Origin of the sequence: Granulicella sp. 5B5 (genome assembly GCF_014083945.1) — a bacterium.
Taxonomy (GTDB): Bacteria; Acidobacteriota; Terriglobia; order Terriglobales; family Acidobacteriaceae; genus Granulicella.
Map to the genome: position 1 here is coordinate 2,437,186 of NZ_CP046444.1, position 18,420 is coordinate 2,455,605.

At 63.1% G+C, this 18,420-nt stretch carries 18 protein-coding genes; 9 read left to right on the forward strand and 9 right to left on the reverse strand.

Annotated features, from left to right (window positions below; translation table 11 throughout):
* The first annotated feature begins 27 nt into the window (after positions 1-27).
* The 4 genes from GOB94_RS10210 to GOB94_RS10225 all read left to right on the forward strand — a co-directional run bounded on the left by GOB94_RS10210 (position 28) and on the right by GOB94_RS10225 (position 4,523).
* Positions 28-1,311 (forward strand): tetratricopeptide repeat protein, encoded by a 1,284-nt coding sequence (locus tag GOB94_RS10210; RefSeq protein WP_255483836.1) that lies wholly within the window; start codon positions 28-30, stop codon positions 1,309-1,311.
* 11 nt (positions 1,312-1,322) lie between these two features.
* Positions 1,323-2,516 (forward strand): hypothetical protein, encoded by a 1,194-nt coding sequence (locus GOB94_RS10215; protein ID WP_182275825.1) that lies wholly within the window; start codon positions 1,323-1,325, stop codon positions 2,514-2,516.
* A gap of 4 nt (positions 2,517-2,520) precedes the next feature.
* On the forward strand, positions 2,521-3,729 hold the full coding sequence (locus tag GOB94_RS10220; RefSeq protein ID WP_182275826.1) for a hypothetical protein: 1,209 nt from the start codon (positions 2,521-2,523) through the stop codon (positions 3,727-3,729).
* Between the two features lie 101 nt (positions 3,730-3,830).
* Positions 3,831-4,523 (forward strand): MIP/aquaporin family protein, encoded by a 693-nt coding sequence (locus GOB94_RS10225; RefSeq protein ID WP_255483837.1) that lies wholly within the window; start codon positions 3,831-3,833, stop codon positions 4,521-4,523.
* Between the two features lie 123 nt (positions 4,524-4,646).
* On the opposite strand, the gene GOB94_RS10230 is transcribed toward GOB94_RS10225, so the two are convergent.
* From GOB94_RS10230 to GOB94_RS10260, 7 genes are all read right to left on the reverse strand, one after another.
* Positions 4,647-5,759, reverse strand: a complete 1,113-nt coding sequence (locus tag GOB94_RS10230) for a purine nucleoside permease (protein WP_182275827.1) — start codon at positions 5,757-5,759, stop codon at positions 4,647-4,649.
* 107 nt (positions 5,760-5,866) lie between these two features.
* A complete protein-coding gene (locus GOB94_RS10235; RefSeq protein ID WP_182275828.1) occupies positions 5,867-7,141 on the reverse strand; it encodes a cupin domain-containing protein in 1,275 nt (424 codons plus the stop codon).
* Positions 7,142-7,392: 251 nt separating this feature from the next.
* Complete coding sequence (locus tag GOB94_RS10240) at positions 7,393-8,277, reverse strand: LysR substrate-binding domain-containing protein (protein WP_182275829.1); 885 nt, start codon at positions 8,275-8,277, stop codon at positions 7,393-7,395.
* Positions 8,278-8,303: 26 nt separating this feature from the next.
* Positions 8,304-9,389, reverse strand: a complete 1,086-nt coding sequence (locus GOB94_RS10245; protein WP_182275830.1) for a segregation/condensation protein A — start codon at positions 9,387-9,389, stop codon at positions 8,304-8,306.
* Between the two features lie 2 nt (positions 9,390-9,391).
* Positions 9,392-10,573: a tryptophan--tRNA ligase gene (trpS, locus tag GOB94_RS10250; RefSeq protein ID WP_182275831.1), complete on the reverse strand. Its 1,182-nt coding sequence runs from the start codon at positions 10,571-10,573 to the stop codon at positions 9,392-9,394.
* 71 nt (positions 10,574-10,644) lie between these two features.
* On the reverse strand, positions 10,645-11,346 hold the full coding sequence (locus GOB94_RS10255) for a site-2 protease family protein (RefSeq protein ID WP_182275832.1): 702 nt from the start codon (positions 11,344-11,346) through the stop codon (positions 10,645-10,647).
* A 68-nt stretch (positions 11,347-11,414) separates the two neighbouring features.
* The gene (locus GOB94_RS10260; protein WP_182275833.1) at positions 11,415-11,588 is read right to left on the reverse strand and encodes a hypothetical protein; all 174 of its coding nucleotides are present in this window, start codon (positions 11,586-11,588) and stop codon (positions 11,415-11,417) included.
* 113 nt (positions 11,589-11,701) lie between these two features.
* Between GOB94_RS10260 and GOB94_RS10265 the strand changes: the two genes are divergently transcribed.
* The 4 genes from GOB94_RS10265 to GOB94_RS10280 all read left to right on the forward strand — a co-directional run bounded on the left by GOB94_RS10265 (position 11,702) and on the right by GOB94_RS10280 (position 14,169).
* Complete coding sequence (locus tag GOB94_RS10265) at positions 11,702-12,049, forward strand: hypothetical protein (protein WP_182275834.1); 348 nt, start codon at positions 11,702-11,704, stop codon at positions 12,047-12,049.
* 118 nt (positions 12,050-12,167) lie between these two features.
* A complete protein-coding gene (locus GOB94_RS10270; protein WP_182275835.1) occupies positions 12,168-12,452 on the forward strand; it encodes a hypothetical protein in 285 nt (94 codons plus the stop codon).
* A gap of 128 nt (positions 12,453-12,580) precedes the next feature.
* Positions 12,581-13,546 (forward strand): EamA family transporter, encoded by a 966-nt coding sequence (locus GOB94_RS10275; protein WP_182275836.1) that lies wholly within the window; start codon positions 12,581-12,583, stop codon positions 13,544-13,546.
* Between the two features lie 23 nt (positions 13,547-13,569).
* Positions 13,570-14,169 (forward strand): cupin domain-containing protein, encoded by a 600-nt coding sequence (locus tag GOB94_RS10280; protein ID WP_182275837.1) that lies wholly within the window; start codon positions 13,570-13,572, stop codon positions 14,167-14,169.
* Here GOB94_RS10280 and cysS read toward each other — a convergent pair whose 3' ends face one another.
* A complete protein-coding gene (gene cysS / locus GOB94_RS10285; RefSeq protein ID WP_182275838.1) occupies positions 14,170-15,660 on the reverse strand; it encodes a cysteine--tRNA ligase in 1,491 nt (496 codons plus the stop codon).
* A gap of 52 nt (positions 15,661-15,712) precedes the next feature.
* Positions 15,713-16,885, reverse strand: a complete 1,173-nt coding sequence (tsaD, locus tag GOB94_RS10290) for a tRNA (adenosine(37)-N6)-threonylcarbamoyltransferase complex transferase subunit TsaD (protein ID WP_182275839.1) — start codon at positions 16,883-16,885, stop codon at positions 15,713-15,715.
* Positions 16,886-16,952: 67 nt separating this feature from the next.
* On the opposite strand from tsaD, the gene GOB94_RS10295 reads away from it, so the two are divergent.
* Positions 16,953-18,398: a CCA tRNA nucleotidyltransferase gene (locus GOB94_RS10295; RefSeq protein ID WP_182275840.1), complete on the forward strand. Its 1,446-nt coding sequence runs from the start codon at positions 16,953-16,955 to the stop codon at positions 18,396-18,398.
* Positions 18,399-18,420: the final 22 nt, after the last annotated feature.

The window sequence follows — 18,420 nt, forward strand, 5'->3', positions numbered from 1 at the left end:
TCAGAAGGACGACCGTCGCAGGCAGCGGTGCAACTGGAAGCCATTCTTCCCATACCGAACGATCCTGCGTTGGAGCACCTAGGTCCACAGTACTTTCCTGTAGAAGAGCTTCTTGGCCTCTGCTATGCGTCGATGTCACAGGACGAGCGCGCCGTACCGTACCTTGAAGCGGCAACGCGCCTGAATCCGAAGGCTGAAGAGGCACATACCAATCTCGCCGCCAGCCTCCTGCGGCTCGGTCGACCGGACCAGGCGCTCGGAGAATTTCGCGAGGCGCTCGCCATCGCACCGCAGGACTACACCGCCAACCACAACCTGGGTGAGTTTTATATCCAAGGCGGCAAGATTGCCGCGGCTGTGCCGTTTCTGGAAAAGGCCCAGCAGATCAAGCCGGACGCTTACGATAACGGATACGACCTTGCAACCGCTGACCTTATGGTCGGTCGTTACGCTGCGGGTCATCAGGTGGTGCAATCGCTTCTGCAACTAAAGAACACAGGTGAATTGCATGACCTGGAGGCGCAGTTCGATGAGAAGGAAGGCAAGTATGTCGATGCCGCCAATGAGTTCGAGACTGCCGCGCATCTAGACCCCAGTGAGAACAACTTGTTCGACTGGGGCAGCGAGCTCCTTCTGCACCGCACCTACGACCCCGCAATCGAGGTATTTCGCGCTGCGGCGCAGCGATATCCGAGCTCGCCGCGCATCTTGATCGGGCTCGGGATTTCGCTCTATGCGCGCGGGCTCTATGAAGAGGCAGTGAAGGCGTTGCTTGCTGGGGCAGACATCAGCCCCAGGGAGCCTCGCTGCTATTTGTTCCTCTCGAAGGCCTATTACACACAGCAGAGCCATACGCCGGAGGTCATTCAACGCTTCCACCGTTATGCGGACCTGGAGCCGAACAACGCGCTCGCGCAGTACTATTACGCGATGAGTCTCTGGAAAGGCGGACAAACCGAAGGCGCGCCTGTTGATATGCAGCATGTAGAGTCTCTTCTTCAGCGTGCGGTCACGCTCGACGGGAAACTTACTGAAGCTCACTTCGAGCTGGGTAATCTGTACTCTGGCCGACATGACTATGCGCAGTCCGTGCCGCAGTATCGTCGCGTGATCGAACTCGATCCCAAATTTGCCGATGCTCACTTCCGCCTGGCCACTGACTACACCCACATGGGCGACAAATCGCAGGCGCAGGCGGAGTTTGCTATCTATCAGAAGCTTCGTTCCGAACACCTCGCCGCGTCGGATAAAGAGGGAGACGAACTGCAACAGTTTGTGTACACCTCTAAGGCGCCCACCGGCAATCCGTAGACGGAGGCATCATGGCTGACTTCTTTCGCGATCGACTTTCCGTCACCAGCCGGGCAAGTCTTGCACCGCTCGAGGTCGCACGCCGTCTCGGTCGCACACGGCGTGAGTTTCTGCGCGATGTGGCGGGTATGGCTCTGGGTGGTTCGTTGCTGAGTGCGAGCCCTTTTGTGCATGCCGCGACCGCCAGAAAGAAGCGCAAGGTGATTGTGATTACGTTCGGCGGCGGCGCACGTGACCAGGAGACGTTTGCTCCCGAAGGACAGGTCAACATTCCGCACATGCTTGGGGAACTGGCGCCGCAGTCGAGTTTTTTTACGCAGGTGACGAACCGCGGCATCCTTGGACACTATGTTGCGACGGCGAGCCTGGCGACGGGAGTGTATGAGACGCTGAATAACTTTTCGGCTGTGCCGCCTGATCATCCGACGGTCTTTGAGTATTTCCGGAAGGACCTGGGGCGGCCTGTGTCAGATGCGTGGGTCGTGGCGCCGAGCAATGGATTCAACCGCATTGGCGAGAGCGATTGCAGGAGCTATGGTGCCGGGCTGGGAGCGCAGGTGGTGCTGCCGAAGCATCTGCTGAGTGCTGCGGCGGGCGGAGGCAAGACGGATTATAGCCATCTGCTACATGACAACTACGAGACGCCGCTCTATGCGCCGCAGATCGCGGGTGGGGAGTTTGAGCTGCAGCAACTGGAGAAGGTGCTGAAGCTATCGGTGGATGACTTTATGGCGCATGCGAAGAGCCTTTCGAGCCCGGATGAGCTTTCGGTGTACATTGCGCGACAGCTGATGCGGCAGGAGTCGCCGAGTTTGCTGTGGATCACGATGCACGATATCGATGTGGCGCACTCGGGTGCCTATTCGCTGTACATCGACGCGATCCGCAGGACCGACAGGCTATGTGCTGCGTTGTGGAAGGCCGTGCAGGAGGAGCCGGAGTATGCGGGCAACACTACGATGCTAATTCTGCCGGACTTTGGACGCGACGCGGATGAAGATGCCGGTGGCAATGGGTTTCAGCACCATCGGACGGGAGATGCGGAGTCGCGAACGACGTGGATGATAGCGTTGGGCGCGGGTGTGAGGCAGGGCGTGGTGTACGACAGTCCGGTGCAGTCGATTGATCTTGTGCCGAGCATCGGCGCGATGATGGGATTCTCTGCGGAGCAGTCGCAGGGTAAGCCGATCCAGGAGCTGTTGTAACGCCATGCTGCCAAGCGAACTTCAAGCCGCGCAGTTCGATGCGTATCCGCCGGAGGCGAAGAGGCTGGCGGTGGAGCATCTGGCCTTGCTTCGGCAGTTACCGCTGAGTTTTCTGCCGGGGCTGCTGCGTGAGTTGATCGAGTATGACTACAAGTTTCCGGTAGAGCGTGCGCGGATGGATGAGGAGCTCTCGGTCCTGAGTGCTCTTTCGGCCTCGCAGCTAGTGGAGCGGTTCAGGGGGTTCGCGGCGCTGAAGCTTTCGGCAAAGTTGGAGCGTACGGAGTGGGTGACGAAGCCGGGACAGTTTGTCGAGCAGGAGTCGGCGTACCTATGGACGACGCATCAGCTGGATGCGTTCCGCGAGGCGGCTGTTACATATGGCGACCAGCTGCAGACGGCGCGAGCTGTGCCAGTGCTGCCGGTTCAGCGGCTGGGGATTGCTGTGATCGGGCAAGGGGCCTTTAGCACGCAGGAGCCGCTGTTTCGCGCACTGCGGAAGCATGGCACTTACTTTACGGCGGTGAAGCCTGAGGGCGGACTGGAAGCACTGATCGCGACGACGGAAGCGCGAGCGAAGGCGCATCCCGTGGCGTATGGGCACTGGTATGTTGATGGCGGTACGGTAGTGCGGCCGACGAGCGGGTTGACTACGGTGAGCTACGATGCGCTGTCGCCGGTGCGTGATCGGCTGCTGACGTTTATGAAGACGGAGATTGCCAAACCCGGGATGGGGCCGGAGGAACTGCGGACGGACCTGGCCCGGCTGGTGCCTGCGGAGCTGGGGATGAAACGTGGCGGTGATGCTGTTCTGGATGGGTTTCAGGTGAGGCTGTTTACTGAGGGGTCAGGGACGCAGATCTTCAGTACGACATTTGCGCAGTGGACGACTCGTGAGGTGTTGCGACGAGCCGAGCCGCTGACGCTGCTGGTGCGGTATGCTCCTCGGCAGCGACAGAGACCTATGAACGAGCTGCTGGCTAATACGGGCAACGTGAACGAACTGGATCCAGCGGGGTCACTGGTGGATGGCGATATGGCGGCCTACTACCACTGGGTGAACCAGCAGCGGCTGGCGGGCGCGGAGCAGTCGTCGTTCCTGGTGTGGTGGGAGGGCCAGAGCCAGGCGGTGGTGGTTGCGCCTACACTGCCTCGCGGTGTGAGCTCAGATTCACCGATGGATCTTCATGCGCTGGTACAACTGGCGACGGGATAATCGGATACGGCTGGGTGGAACGGGAATCTGAGGAAAGAGACGGTACGACGACTTTGGTTCATTCGCTGGTGTGCCCCTTCATGGGGGAGTTCATGGGGACGATGGTCCTTATCCTTCTGGGCAACGGCGTGGTTGCCGGGGTGCTGCTGAAGCGGTCGAAGGCCGAGGGGGCCGGGTGGTTGACGATTACGGCTGCGTGGGGGCTGGCGGTGTTTGCCGGGGTATTCACGTCGACGGCATGGGGCAGTGCCGATGCTCACCTGAACCCTGCGATTACGGTGGCTTCGGGGATCATGACCGGGGACTGGCATAAGGCGCTGGTCTATATTCCGGCGCAGATCCTTGGGGCGATGGCAGGGCAGGCGCTGGTGGTGGCGCTGTACTGGCCTCACTGGGCGGTGACCAAGGATGCCGATGCCAAGCTGGCGTGCTTCTGCACGGGGCCTGCGATACGGAAGCCTCTGGCGAATGTGGTGGCGGAGATGATTGGGACGTTCACTCTGTTTCTGGTGATTGCTGCGATTACTTCGAAGGCCGTGGGTGGCGCCAGTGGGTTGGCGATCGGACTTTCACCATTTTTGGTGGGGATGCTGGTGTGGGGGATCGGCATGTCGCTGGGCGGCGTGACGGGGTATGCGATCAATCCGGCGCGCGACTTTGGGCCTCGGCTGGTGCATAGCCTGCTGCCGCTGCCGGGGAAGCGGGATGCGGACTGGGGCTATGCGTGGGTGCCGATCCTGGGGCCGGTTATGGGGGTCTCGCTGGCGGCGGTGCTGATCCGGTGCTTCAACTGAGGGTTACCTCGCTGGCTGAGGGCTCCCCCCTGGTTTTGGGGCTATGATCCGCAGCGCAAAGGGGTTAGCGGTAGTACTGCCTACCGTAGCGTCCCGCTAGAGACGGCGACCGTGGCTGGCGGATCAGTTGCCGGGGATGGTGTCGCGGGTGGTGGACCAGTTGTCGAGGATCTTGTGCAGGACGGTGGAACCGCAGAGGTAGGCGGTTTCGAGCGAGACCTTGCTGCCGATGTAGGGTGCGGTGAGGCTCTCGACGGGCTCGTGGCCGGGGGCGGGCATGGAGAAGTTGCTGCCGGTGCGGAGGTCGAGGATGCGGTCGTAGTCGATGCGGTGCATGTGGCTGAGGCGCTCGGCTGCGAGCAGGAAGCCGGAGTCTTCCATCTCGGTCATGGCGAAGGTGCCCTGGCCCTTGGTCCAGAGGCGGACCCAGTCCTCGGCGAACTTGTTCATGATGGCGCCGTGCCAGTAGTAGTCGGAGGCGAAGGTGTCGCCGAGCAGGACGAAGGGCGGGCGCTGGGCGTTGGGGTAGCCGGTGTAGCGAGTGCGGAAGGTGGCGACTTTGGGATCGTCCATGAGCTTTAGATCTTTGGTCTGTGCGTAGGCCCAGTCGACGAGTTTGGGGTTGAGGGTGAAGAGGTTGGAACGGTGCCAGCTAGGGGCGTCCGTGGTGGGCGGGTTGGGGCGGATGGAGCCGGTGGGGAAGAGGCCGTAGGGCCAGTCCTTGGGCATCTCGCGGGGGTCGATCATGCGGACGACGTCGCCGACGACGTAGTGCGCCCAGGCGGCGGAGCCGATGCTGGCGACGTTGGGGTCGACGCCGGCGATGCCGTTGATGAGGAAGTAGGCGTGGGTGAGGTCGAAGCGCGGGTCGAGGCCGAGGGCCATCATGCTGGCGGTGGCGTTGGTGAGCGTGGTACCGCTGAGCATGCCGAGGATGGTGTGGTCTTTGTTGGTGCGGAGGGCGTGCTGGCCTGCGGGCAGGTCGGCGCCGCCGGGAAAGTCGACGATTTGATCGAGGTGCTCGCGCTCGACCCAAAACTGGTACTCCCCGGGGATGTCGCCGGTGTCGTTGCCGACCTCGAAGGTGGAGATGACGACGGCGCGGATGTGCCAGGGGTGCTCGGGCGTCTGCGCTTGAGTGCGGCCGAAGAGCGAGAGACAAACGCAGAGGACGCAGAGAGCGCGGAGGAGCGTGGCGGCTTTCGTGGTGAAGACACGATGGGTGAGGGTGCGCATGGCGGGCTCCTGCATTCAGAAGGGGATATGCATAGAGTACTGCATGCGATGGGGGAGGGGAGGTTGAGGCGCGCTGACGGAATGGCCGTGCAGCGCGCCTTGGGGTACTAGCGGCCGATGATCTCCTGCTTTTCCGTGGGGATGCGGCGGATCTCTTCGGCGGTGAGGTTGGTGTGCGCGGTGACCATCTGCGTGGGCAGGCGGCGGAGCCAGTTGTTGAGGGAGAAGTCCTGGAAGGTGTCGGCCTTGAAGAGCTCGAGGAAGATGAGGTCTTCGGTGCCGGTGTTTTCGATGTAGTGGCCGGCGACGGCGGGGACGTAGCCGACGTCGTTGGCGTTGAAGTCCATGGTGCGGGCGCGGCCGGGCGGCATGAAGACGGTCATGCGGCCTTTGCCGGCGAGGTAGAACTGCCACTCACTGGCGTTGGGGTGCCAGTGGAGCTCGCGGATGGCGCCAGGCTTGAGGATGACGAGGCCGGCGGCGATGCTCTTGGAGACGGGGAAGTTATGCGAGTCGACGACGCGGACCTCGCCACCGCTATCGGCGCGGGTTGGCTCCATCGAACGCATCTTGAAGGTGTACTGCTGTTTGGAGGCGACGCTGGAGCCACCGACTTCAGCGCGGTCCGCGGCGAGCGTGTCGGGGAGGTCCGAGGGGAAGATGTAGAGCTCGCGCTTGGGGAGTTTTGCGATGGCGGCGGCGTCGAGGTTGGAGTTTTTCGTGATGACTTCGTCGGGGGTGTGGGCGAGCCACTCGGAGACGAGGAAGGTACCGTCCTCGGAGAAGCCGCCTTCGTCGAAGACGAGGAGGAACTCGCAGCCGTCGGGGCCGAGGCCCTGGATGGAGTGCGGGTAGCCGGCGGGGAAGAACCAGAGATCGCCCTGGGAGACGTCGTCGATGAAGATGGTGCCGTCAGGGTTGAGGACGGTGACGCGAGCGTTGCCGTAGAGCATGTAGGCCCACTCGTCGGCGGTGTGCCAGTGGAGTTCGCGGAAGCTGCCGGCGGTGAGACGCATGTTGACGCCCGCGATGTCCTTGGAGGGTGGGAGCTCGCGCTGGGTGACCTGATGCGTCCAGCCTCCTTCTTCGACGCGCTTGCGGGCGAGGTCGAAGGAGTACCAGATGGGGCCGATGTCGCCGAAGTCGGTCTCGGGCGGGGTGTTGGAGTTGGGATTTTCGGCGAGGAGTGCGGCGTTTTCCTGACCGGGGTTGCTGCTGGAGTGGTCGGCTTCACCGGCGTGGATCTGCGAGCGCTGCTGCGCGTGGGCGACGGCGGCTCCGCCGATGGCGGCGGCAAGGGTAAGGGAGGTGCGGCCGAGGAAGCGGCGGCGTGAGGGGTCTGTGGGGGCTTCGGTTTGATCTTGCTCGAGGATGCTGCTCATGGGAATCTCCTTGTGGGCTCTGAGTTCGCCCCGCATGATTGATTCGATGCCTCGTGCAGTGATTCGTCCAATCGTATCTTACGGATTCAGTAAGTTGTTTTCATTATCAGTGGTGGTGAGGCTTAAGACGCAGGTCTCTCCGCTGCGGCGCGGTGCGCCTCCGGTCGAGATGACACATCTGTGGGGGTTCGAGAAGCAGATTCCTTCGCTGCGCTACGGAATGACAGGTGGTGGGATAGAGGTGGGTAAGGCTAGAGGCGGGAGCAGCTTGTGGCGATGGCGAGGAAGGCGCGGAGCATGGGTGTGTCGCGGTCTTTGCGGGTGGCGATGGCGATTTCGGAGACCGCCAGTTTGGGAGAGATGGGTTTGATGGCAATGTCTTGGCGCTGGGAGAGCACGATGGAGCGCGGGAGGATGGCGACGCCCACACCGGCGGCGACGAGTGCGGTGGCGGTATACATCTCGCCGGTCTCCTGGACGATGTTGGGTGAGAAACCTGCGTCGGTGCAGAGGCGGATGATGGCGTCGAAGAAGCCGGGAGCCCAGTGACGGCCGTAGGCGACGAAGAGCTCGCTGCGGAGGTCGGCGAGTTTGATGCGGTCACGGCGAGCGAGTGGGTGCGATGCGGGGAGCACGATGACGAAGGGTTCGCGGTGGATGACCTGCAGGCGGAGGGAGTCGTCCTGCAACGGGAGGCGGAGGAAGCCGACGTCGATGGCGTTATCGCGGAAGCTCTGCAGCTGGAGCGAGGTGCGCATGTTGCGGATGTCGAGTGAGACCTCGGGCAGCTTGCGGCGTGCGAGGGTGACGATGTGGGGAACGATCTCCAGCGCCGCGGAGGAGACGAAGGCGATGCGGAGCTGGCCGACTTCGCCGCGGGAGGCTTTTTGTACGCGCTGGATGGCACGTTCGGCGCGGGCGAGTGTGGCGCGGGCCTCTTCGATGAAGATCTCGCCTTCGGGCGTGAGGCGCACGACGCGGCGTGTGCGGTAGAGCAGCTTTACGCCAAGCTCTTCTTCGAGGTTCTGGATCTGGGCGCTGAGCGCGGGCTGCGAGAGGTGCAGGTGCTCGGCGGCGCGGATGAAGCTAAGGCGTTCGGCGACGGCGAGGAAGGATTTGAGGTGCTTGAGTTCCATGCCGCTCCTGCCCTCGCTTGCTTTCTTTAGCTCCAGTCGTCGCGGATGGCAGCCTGGTCGGCGATGACCTGCTCGAAGTTATCGGATTTTTTGACGAGGATATCGCCGAGGCCGACGGCCTGACGGAGCAGGATGGCCTGTAGCCGCACGAGTTCGAGCATCGCTAAGAAGGTGCAGATGAGCGCGCGCTCGGACTTGGTGTTGGCCAACATGCGGCGCAGGCTGATGGGGCGGTCTTCCATGAGCAGGCGCTGTTTGACGAACTGAATCATCTGCGCCACCGTCACTGAATCTTCGTCGATGGAGTGGATGGGGCGGTTGCGCAGGCGCTCGAGGATGTCCTGGAAGACACGGACGAGGTCGACGGTGTCGGCGTCGATCTCGCGCTCGTCGTCGGCGGAGACGATGCCCTGGTCCTTGAGGAAGCTCTTGAGGCCGGGTTGCGTCCAGGAGGCGTCTTCGACGAGCTGCTTTTGCTGGAGCATCTGGGCGGCGGCCTTGAAGCGCTCGTGCTCGAGGAGGCGCTCGACGAGTTCGCGGCGCGGGTCTTCGGCATCGGCGCCAGTGACGTCGGAGGGGTCGCGCGGGAGCAGAGTCTTGGACTTGATGTGGATGAGCAGCGAGGCGGTGTAGATGAACTCGCCGGCGGCGTCGACGTCGGTCTGCTTGAGGTGGTGCGTGTACTCGAGAAACTGCTCGGTGATGCGGGCGATGGGGATGTCGTAGATGTCGATGTTCTGCTTGCGGATGAGGTCGAGCAGAAGGTCCATGGGGCCGTCGTAGACCTTGCCGACGGTGATGGAAAAGGGCGACTGGCTGGCCTCGTCCTTGGTCTTGTCGCGGTCTTTGCGCTCGCGGACGGATTTGGGATCGGGCGCGGGCGGTGTGGGCGGGTGTTCGAGCACGAAGGGCTTGCGCGAGGCAGCGGGCGCGGCGTTCTCTTCAGCGTCCGTGGCTGCGGGTTCCGAGGTTGAAATGGCGTCAACTGCATCGGCAGGGCTGGGAGCGCCGGGGTCCTTCGACTGCGCCTCGTGAGAAGACGGTGAGGCTTCGCTCAGGAGGACAGTCTCTTCTTGAGAAGACGTTTTGTCGAGGTTGGTTTCTTCGGGCATGGTTAGCTGAGCCCCATTGCGGTCTGGACTTCGTCGAGCGTCTGGCTGGCGCGCTTGATGGCGCGGTCCTTGCCGTTGGCGAGGACATCTTTGACGACAGAGGGCCGCCGTTCGAGATCGTTGCGGCGCTCCTGCATGGGGGCGATTTTTTCTACGATGGCGTCGGCGACCCAGCTCTTGCATTCGATGCAGCCGATGCTGGCGCTGCGGCAGCCGGCGGCTGCTTCCTGCTGAACAGCTTCGGTAGAGAAGACTTTGTGGAGATCGAAGACGGGGCAGATGTCGGGGTTGCCGGGGTCGTCGCGGCGGATGCGCGCGGGGTCGGTGACCATGACCTTGAGCTTGGCGCGGATCTCGGCTTCGGAGTCGGCGAGCATGATGGTGTTGCCGTAGCTCTTGGACATCTTGCGGCCATCGAGGCCGGGGAGCTTGGGCGAAGGTGTGAGAAGCACCTGTGGCTCGGGGAGGATTTCGAGGCGGCCAAAGGGTGAAAGCTTTTTGGTCTGCGAGGCGGCCTCGAACATCTGCGCGTGCGAGAAGTTGGTGCGCGTGGAGGTTTTCGGTTCGCCGGCGAGCTTGCGCGCCTTCTCGAGGATGGCGGGCATCTCCCATGACGCGGCGTCGGGCGAGGTGTAGAAGTCGCCGGGATAGAGACTGTTGAAGCGGCGGGCGACCTCGCGGGTGAGCTCGACGTGCGCGACCTGGTCGGCGCCGACGGGGACGAAGTCGGGCTTGTAGAGCAGGATGTCGGCGGCCTGAAGAAGTGGATAGCCGAGGAAGCCGTAGGTGGCGAGGTCCTTTTCGCGGAGCTGCTCCTGCTGGTCCTTGTAGGTGGGCACGCGCTCCAGCCAGCCGAGTGGCGTGAACATGCTGAAGAGGAGATGGAGCTGCGCGTGGTGCATGACCTCGGACTGCTTGAAGATGACGCAGCGGCCGGGATCGAGGCCGGCGGCGAGGAAGTCGAGCGCGACATCCTGCAGGTTCTGCTGCAGGAGCGAGGGGTCGGCGTAGTCGGTGGTGAGCGCGTGGAGGTCGGCGATGAAGAAGTAGCAGTCGTAGTCCTGCTGGAGGTTCACCCAGTTATGGAGCGCGCCCATATAGTTGCCGAGATGCAGGCGGCCGGTGGGCCGCATGCCGGAGAGGACGCGAGGACGAGGTACGGAACGTGGGTGGGTCGGGCTCATTGTGTCAGTTGTTAAGGATACATGGAGGGGGACAGGTACGAGAGCCGAGATACGAGGGGGGACGATGGAGTCTAAAGCGTGAAGAGGAGGTGGTTGAAGATGTTGAAGAACGGCGCGAAGAAGAGCATGACGATGCCGAAGCCGACGAAGAAGAAGAGGAACATGAAGAGCAGGCCGAAGCGCTCGTAGGATTTGGCCATCTCGTAGGGGAGATAGTTCATGAGGATCTTGCCGCCGTCGAAGTAGGGGAAGGGGACGAGGTTGAAGACGAAGAGCAGAAGGTTGACGAGGATGCAGAAGTAAAGAAAGAGGATGAGCGGGAAGATGCCGGGCAGGCCGTCGGTGCCTACGGTGAGGTCGTGACGGGCGAGGAGTGCGGCGGTTGCGATGGAGTTTGTCAGCGCGGGGTTGGCGTGGCGGATGATGATGAGGACGACAAGCGCCACGGTGGCGAGGAGAAACTGGGCGGCGGGGCCGGCGAGCAGGGCGATGTTTTCATCGCGGCGCGGGTTGCGGAAGTTGCGGGAGGTCATGGGGACGGGCTTAGACCAGCCGATGATAAAAGGGGGCTCAAGGTAGGCGTAGATGAGCGGGAAGATGATGGTGCCGAGAAGGTCATAGTGCTGCGCGGGGTTCATGGAGATGCGGCCCATCATGCGCGCGGTGGGGTCGCCGAGGCGGTTGGCCATCCAGGCCTGGGCGCAGTCGTGCAGCGAGAGGGAGAGCACCATGACGGCGAGCTCGAAGATGACCAGAGCGTAGCTAATCGGCATAGAGATAGAGTACCGGAGGCGGATGGAGTGGATGGCGCGGGGCCGGCGAGCAGGAGGCTCCCGACAGCTCAGTCGCGTTGCTTATTCAACAGGTCGGCGAGGGTCTCTTTGTGCTTGGGGTGCGCGGCGGCTTTCTCTTTGGTTGTAGGCAAAGGCCGCGAGGGAGGCGGTGTGCCTACTCGCTCGCGGGCGTTGGCCTTGACGGCCTTGGTCGCGGAGAACGTCTTTTTGGTCTTCGCCATAAGAAGAGGTGTCCCTGGTACAGCGTACATCGGCGGCGGGAGGAGCGCAGCAGAGATGAGATTTGCAGTGGCAGAGGAGTATTCTTGTTGGGTCTGGAAGGGGTTTTGCCGAGATGGATGAGCGGGAGTTTTTTGAAGAACGCACGGAGCAGAAGGTCCACATGCTGACGTGCCCGCACTGCGGGCAGGAGGGTGAGTACCAGGTGAGCTGGCTGGTGCGGCGCAAGCGGGCACAGGTGCCTCGCGGGGCCGATGAGCGCGACCGCGCCCGGTTCGCCAAGGCGCAGAGCTACATGGTGCGCCGCGACGATGTGCTGGGTTGCAAGAACATCCGGTGCCGCAAGCGGTTTGAAGTGACGTCGCTGCAGAGTGTGGCGGAGCTGCAGGACACCGTCGTGAAGCACGGCGCCGACCGCGCGGAACGATTGCGGGCGGCTTTTGGGCGGCGGCCGCTGGGTTAATGGGCGGGTATCGGCCAATGGGGGTACGGATGGCCGGGCTGTGTTTTAATAGGAGCATCGCTGCAGTGCGCGTAAAAAAAGGCGTAGCCCTAAAGTTTTGAAGCAGGAGAGAACGAGCATGGCGAACACATTGATTCCCGCCGAAGAGCGCAATCTGAGCCCCGCTGAGGTGGAGCATCTGGATGCGCGCCGCCGCCGCGGCCAGGCCTACCTGGTGATCGGATTTCAGACATTCATCGTGGGTACGATTGTGACTTTGTGGGCGGGCCAGGATGCGACGTACTCGCCCGGTTGGGCGCACCCGATGCTGTACTGGGACATTCTGCTGTTCACGGTCTCGCTGACCTGCTTCCTGCGCGGTCTGCGGCTGCGCCGCGGGCTGAACGAGTTCTTCAGCTACTAAGTAGCGTGATCTTCGCACAAGCGGCGAGCTTCGGCTCGCCGCTTGTGCTTTAGAGCCGCAGGTAGGGAGCGCGATGCGGAGCGAGCCGTGGCTGCTCCCGTAGGATAGAGAGAAAGATGCCCTTCGCTATGTCAAAATCTACACGCGTGCTGCTGGCGTTCGGCAGCGTGTATCTGTTCTGGGGCTCGACGTATATTGCGATCCACGTGGCAGGCGAGCAGCTGCCGGTGCCGGTGGTTTCGGCGACGCGTTCGCTGATCTCGGCGGGGTTGATTGCGGTGATCTCGCTGGCGCGCGGCAAGAGCCTGTGGGTGCCGAAGGATGAGATCTGGAAGCTGATCCTGGTGGGCATCCTGTTCATGAGCTTCAACAACATGGGGCTGACGTGGGGCGAGAAGATGGTGCCGACCGGGTTCGCGTCGCTGCTGATCTCGACCGTGGCGATCATGATTGCGGTGCTGGAGATGCTGACAGGCGGCGAGGCGCTGAACAAGCGCGGCTGGGCGGGAACGCTGCTGGGGACGATGGGAATTGGTGTGCTGGTGTGGCCGTCGCTGCATGCGCAGCTGACGCACAGCGCGGGTGCTGCAAGCGGCAGCCGCGTGGGGTTTGGCACACTGGTGACTCTGGGAGCGGCGTTTGCGTTTGCCGTGGGCAGCGTGTTGAGCCGGAGGTTCCACTTCAAGGCGGACACGTTCGTCGCGACAGGCTGGCAGATCGGCGCGGGCGGTGTGTTCAATGCGCTGCTCGCGCTGGCAACGGGCGGCTATCGTCGCGCCGTATGGACGCCGCATGGTGTGGAGTCGATCGTGTACCTCTCGATTTTTGGATCGCTGTGTGGGCTGGTGGCGTTTACCTACCTGCTGCAGAACGTGGCGGTGACGAAGGTGGCGACCTATGCGTTTGTGAACCCGGTGATCGCGGTCATGCTGGGTGTGGTGATTCTGCATGAGCGACTGGCGCCGGCGGAGCTGGGCGGGATGGCCGTGATTGTGTGTGCAGTAGCGATGGTGATCTACAGCCGCGTAGATAGAAGCAAGAGTGAGGAACTGGCCGCGGAGATTGTCGGCAACGCAGGTGAGGCTGTGGAGTAGGTGCTGTTTGATAGGCTTCGGAGATGAGGCGAGTCTGGTGTGCGGTGTTGCTGGTGGCGTGTGCCGTGCAGGCGCAGCAGGCGCGTGAGCCTGCTCCGGTCGGGACAGATGCGCGGGCGGTGGAGATCATCCGCGAGCTGAAGCTGACGGTGCTGCCGAAGGAGTCGGGGTATCTGGGGATTATTGGGGTGAGTCCGCAGACGGTGACTGTAAGTGGCCAGACGCTGGCGGTGCAGAGCCAGAACTACTACATGCTCACGCGCGAGCGGCCGATCAACTACCTGCACAGGCTGGAGCCCGCGGACACGCATGTGCTGATCGAGGGCGGCCCGGTGGACTACTACATCTTCCATCCGGATGGGCGCGTGGAGAAGCAGACGCTGGGGATGGACCTGACGAAGGGCGAGCGGCCGGTGGTGGCTGTGCCTCCGGGATGCTGGAAGGCGCTGGTGCTGCGCAAAGGCGCGAGCTATGCGTTGATGGCGAACGCGCTTTCGCCGGAGTTTACGGCGGACCGCGTGAGGATCGGCGAAGACGATGCGTGGGTGAAGCGGTTTGCGGGCAAGGCGGAGTGGGCTACGCCGAGGTTTCTGCGCGAGCTGATCGGGCCGAACTGGCAGTAGCTACTTGCGCTTCCAGCGGACGCCGTCTTTGGAGTCTTCGAGGAGGATGCCTTTTTCGAGGAGCTCGTTGCGGATGGCGTCGGCGCGGGCGAAGTTGCGCTGCTTCTTGGCCAGTGTGCGCTCGGCGACGAGGGCGTCGATGGCAGCGTCGGAGAGGCTGCTGCTGCCGAAGGCTTCGAGGACTTCGGGTGCGACCTCGGCCATGCGGCCTTCGGCCTCCGCCCAGGCGAGCGCGGCGCGGGTCAGCTCGGCGTCGTGGTCTTCGAGTACGGAAAAGATGCTGTCGAACTTAGCGAGTACGGCGAGCGTTGCTTCTGCGTCAGCGCGGGTGAGCTTGTTCTGGTCCGCAGAAGTGTTGACGGCGCGGAGCAGGTCGAAGATTGCAGCGCGGGCTTCTGCAGTGTTGAGGTCGTTGGCGAGCGCGGCAACGAAGCCTTCGTCCGACTTGCGAATGATAGTGGCAAGCTCAGGATCGGATGCTGTGTCGAGCCACTTGCCATCGCGAACGCGGGCCTGGAAGGTGCGGAGGCGGTCGACGGCGGCGGTTTCGGCGGCGAGGCCTTCGAAGGTGAAGTTGAGCTGCTGGCGGTAAGGCACGCTGAGCAGGAGGAAGCGGATGGCCGAGGCGCGGTAGCCCTTCAGCAGCAAGTCGCGAAGGGTGTAGAAGTTGCCCTCGGACTTGGACATCTTCCTGCCTTCGACGAGCAGGAAGCGCACGTGGAACCAGTGGCGCGCGAACTGTACATGGGTGCAGGCTTCCGACTGCGCGATCTCGTTCTCGTGGTGCGGGAACATGAGGTCTTCGCCGCCGGCGTGGAGGTCGAAGCTGTCGCCGAGGTAGCGCAGCGCCATGGCGGAGCACTCGATGTGCCAGCCGGGGCGGCCGTTGCCGATGGCGGTGTCCCACGAGGTCTCGCCGGGTTTGGCGGACTTCCAGAGGGCGAAGTCGCGGGCGGAGTCCTTTTCGTACTCGTCGGAGTCGATGCGCGCGCCGTCCTGGATGCCTTCGAGGTCTTTGCCGGAGAGCTGGCCGTAGGCGGGGAAGCGGGCGATGCGAAAGTACCAGCTGCCGTCCTCGGTCTGGTAGGCGATGTCTTCGGCGGCGAGGCGCTGGATGAGCTCGACCATCTCGGGGATGTGCTCGGTGGCGCGGGCGATGTCTTCGGGCGTCTCGCAGCCGAGCGCATTCATGTCCTCGAAGAAGGCGCGCTCGTATTTGGATGAGTACTCACCGATGGGCTTGCCGGCGGCGGCGGCGTTGCGGATGATCTTGTCGTCCACGTCAGTGATGTTCATGACGTGGTGAACACCGATGTCGTGCAGCTTGATGGCGCGGCGCAGCACATCCACATGCAGGAAAGTGCGGAAGTTGCCGATGTGGCCGTAGTCGTAGACGGTGGGGCCGCAGCAGTAGAAGCGCAGCGCCTTGCCGTCGGAGGCAAAGAGCGGCTCGACCTTTCCAGTGAGTGTGTTGAAGAGTTCCAGGGCCACGCTTGAGGGGGTGCTTTCTATCGGTTTTGCGCTACTTACGATTCTAGCTGAGTCAGCCGAGGCGGAGCTGCGGAGTGGGTTCGAGGGTGCTGGCGGCGAAGGTTCCGGCGAGGAACTTGGGCCAGGCGGCGGCGGCGATCATCGCGGCGTTGTCGGTGGAGAGCGCCAGCGTGGGGAAGGCGATGGGGAGCTTCGCGACGCTCGCCATGCTGGTGAAGATCGTACGCAGATGGCTGTTGGCGGCGACACCGCCGCTGACCAGGATACCGCACGCGCCGTAGTGCTCGGCTGCCTGGAAGGTGGAGCGGGCGAGGTTCTTGATGACGGCGTTCTGGAAGCTGGCAATCAGGTTGAGGGTGTGCGCGTCGAAGTGCGGCAGAGCGCGGGCGATATTGGCTTGGTCGGGCTTGGCTTTGTGTAGGCCCATCTCGCGCAGGGCAGCTTCACGGGCAGCGATCTGGTTGCGCATGTGGTGGAGCTCGACGTAGCGGCGGACGGCGGTCTTGATGCCGGAGAAGGACATGTCGAAGCGCGTGTCTTCGCGGGCTTCGGTGGACTCGCGGGCCAGCTTGGGAGCGGTGTTACCGGTGGCCTTTTGCTTGATCTGCGCGAAGGGAAAGAGCGTGGTGTCGGCGGTGCCGTGGGCGGCGAGGGCGTCCATCCAGGGGCCGCCGGGGTAGGGCAGGCCGAGGAGTTTGGCGACCTTGTCGTAGGCCTCGCCTGCGGCATCGTCGAGGGTCTTGCCGACGTTGCGATAGTGCCAGGTATCGTGCTCGCGCGTGGCAAGGTAGAGGTGCGTGTGGCCTCCGCTGACGACGAGGGCGAGCAGGGGTGAGGCGTCGGCGAAGGTGGTCTCCATCAGGACGGCGTGGATGTGGCCTTCGAGATGGTTGACAGCGATGAGTGGCTTGTTGAGTCCGAAGGCGAGGGACTTGGCGAAGGTGATGCCGACCAGCAGGGCTCCGGCGAGGCCGGGGCCTTCGGTGACGGCGATAGCGGCCAGATCCGCGTAGGAGACGCCGGCGCGTTGCAAGGCCTCGCGGACGATGGGGACGATGGCGCGGAGGTGCTCGCGGCTGGCGAGCTCGGGGACGACCCCGCCGTAGTCGGCGTGGATGAGCTGGCTGGCGACGACGTTCGAGAGGACCTCGGTGCCGTTGCGGAGGACCGAGGCGGAGGTCTCGTCGCAGGAGCTTTCGATGCCGAGGATGAGTGTGTCAGGCACAACGTCTATCGTACTAGTGAGAGAAGCAGGGAATAGAGAGTAGGGAATAGGGAGTCGTAAAGAGCAGATGGCGAGGTTGAGCGATCCACGATATGAGGCGGCGCTGCATGTGGCGATGCGGCTGCGGGAGTTGGGGCATGCTGCTTACTTTGCCGGTGGGTGTGTGCGCGACATGCTGCTGGGTGTTGTGCCGCAGGATTTTGACGTGGCGACGGATGCGACGCCGGAGCGGGTGATGGCGGCGTTTCCTCGGACGGAGGCTGTGGGGGCGCACTTTGGTGTGGTGCTGGTGATCGAGAAGGTAGATGATGTGCGAGTTGCGACCGAGGTAGCGACGTTTCGGCATGATGGTGCGTACTCGGATGGGCGCAGGCCGGATGCCGTGCGATTTTCGATGGACCCGCGTGAGGATGTGCTGAGGCGCGACTTCACCATCAACGGGCTGCTGCTGGATGCGGTCGCGTATGAGAGTGGAGACCCACTCGAGACCTGTGTGCTGGATTACGTGGGCGGGCGCAGCGATTTGGATGAGGGGTTGGTGCGGGCGATTGGCGAGCCGAAGCTGCGCTTCGCCGAGGACAAGCTGCGGATGCTGCGTGCGGTGCGGTTTGCGGCACGGCTGGGGTTCGAGATTGAGCCGCGGACGCTGCATGCCATCCAGGCGCAGGCTGGAGAGATTCATGTTGTGTCTGCTGAGCGTGTTCGCGATGAGCTGACGAAGATCCTGACCGAAGGCCATGCGCGGCGCGGGTTTGAGCTGCTGGACGAGTGCGGGCTGCTGCGGCAGATTTTGCCGGAGATCGTGAAGCTGAAGGGTGTGGAGCAGCCTCCGCAGTACCATCCGGAGGGCGATGTCTGGGTGCACACGATGCTGCTGCTGGAGCATCTGCGGGCCGATGAACCGGGGCTAAAGCCCGATCTTTCCGAGGGCGAGGACAGTGGGCTGAAGCCCACTTCTCCCTCCGGAGTCAGTCCCACACTTGCGTGGGGGATGCTGTTGCATGATGTCGGTAAGCCGGCGACGTTTACCGCGCCGGACCCGAAGAAGCCGCATGATCGCATCCGGTTCAACGGGCATGTCGAGGTTGGCGTTGCCGTCGCGCGGACGATCCTGAACCGGCTGCGGTTCAGCAATGAGGAGTGCGATCAGATTCTCGCGCTGGTGCAGCACCACATGCAGTTTGGCGACGTGATGAAGATGAAGCAGTCGACGCTGAAGCGGTTTCTGCGGCTGCCGAAGTTTGCGGAGCACCTGGCGCTGCATCGCGCGGATGTGCTGAGCTCGAATAAGAACCTGGAGCTGTATGAGTTCGCCAAAAGCAAGCTCGACGAACTGGGCGAAGAGGCGATCCGGCCGAAGCTACTGCTGACCGGAGCGGACCTGATCGCCGCGGGGTACAAGCCGGGGCCGGGGTTCAAGGAGATGCTGACTCTGGCCGAGGATGCTCAGTTGGAGGGCGCGGTGACGACCCGGGATGAGGCGCTGACGCTGGTGCGGGCACGTTTCCCTTGAGAGGACGGGGACGTTCCGATGA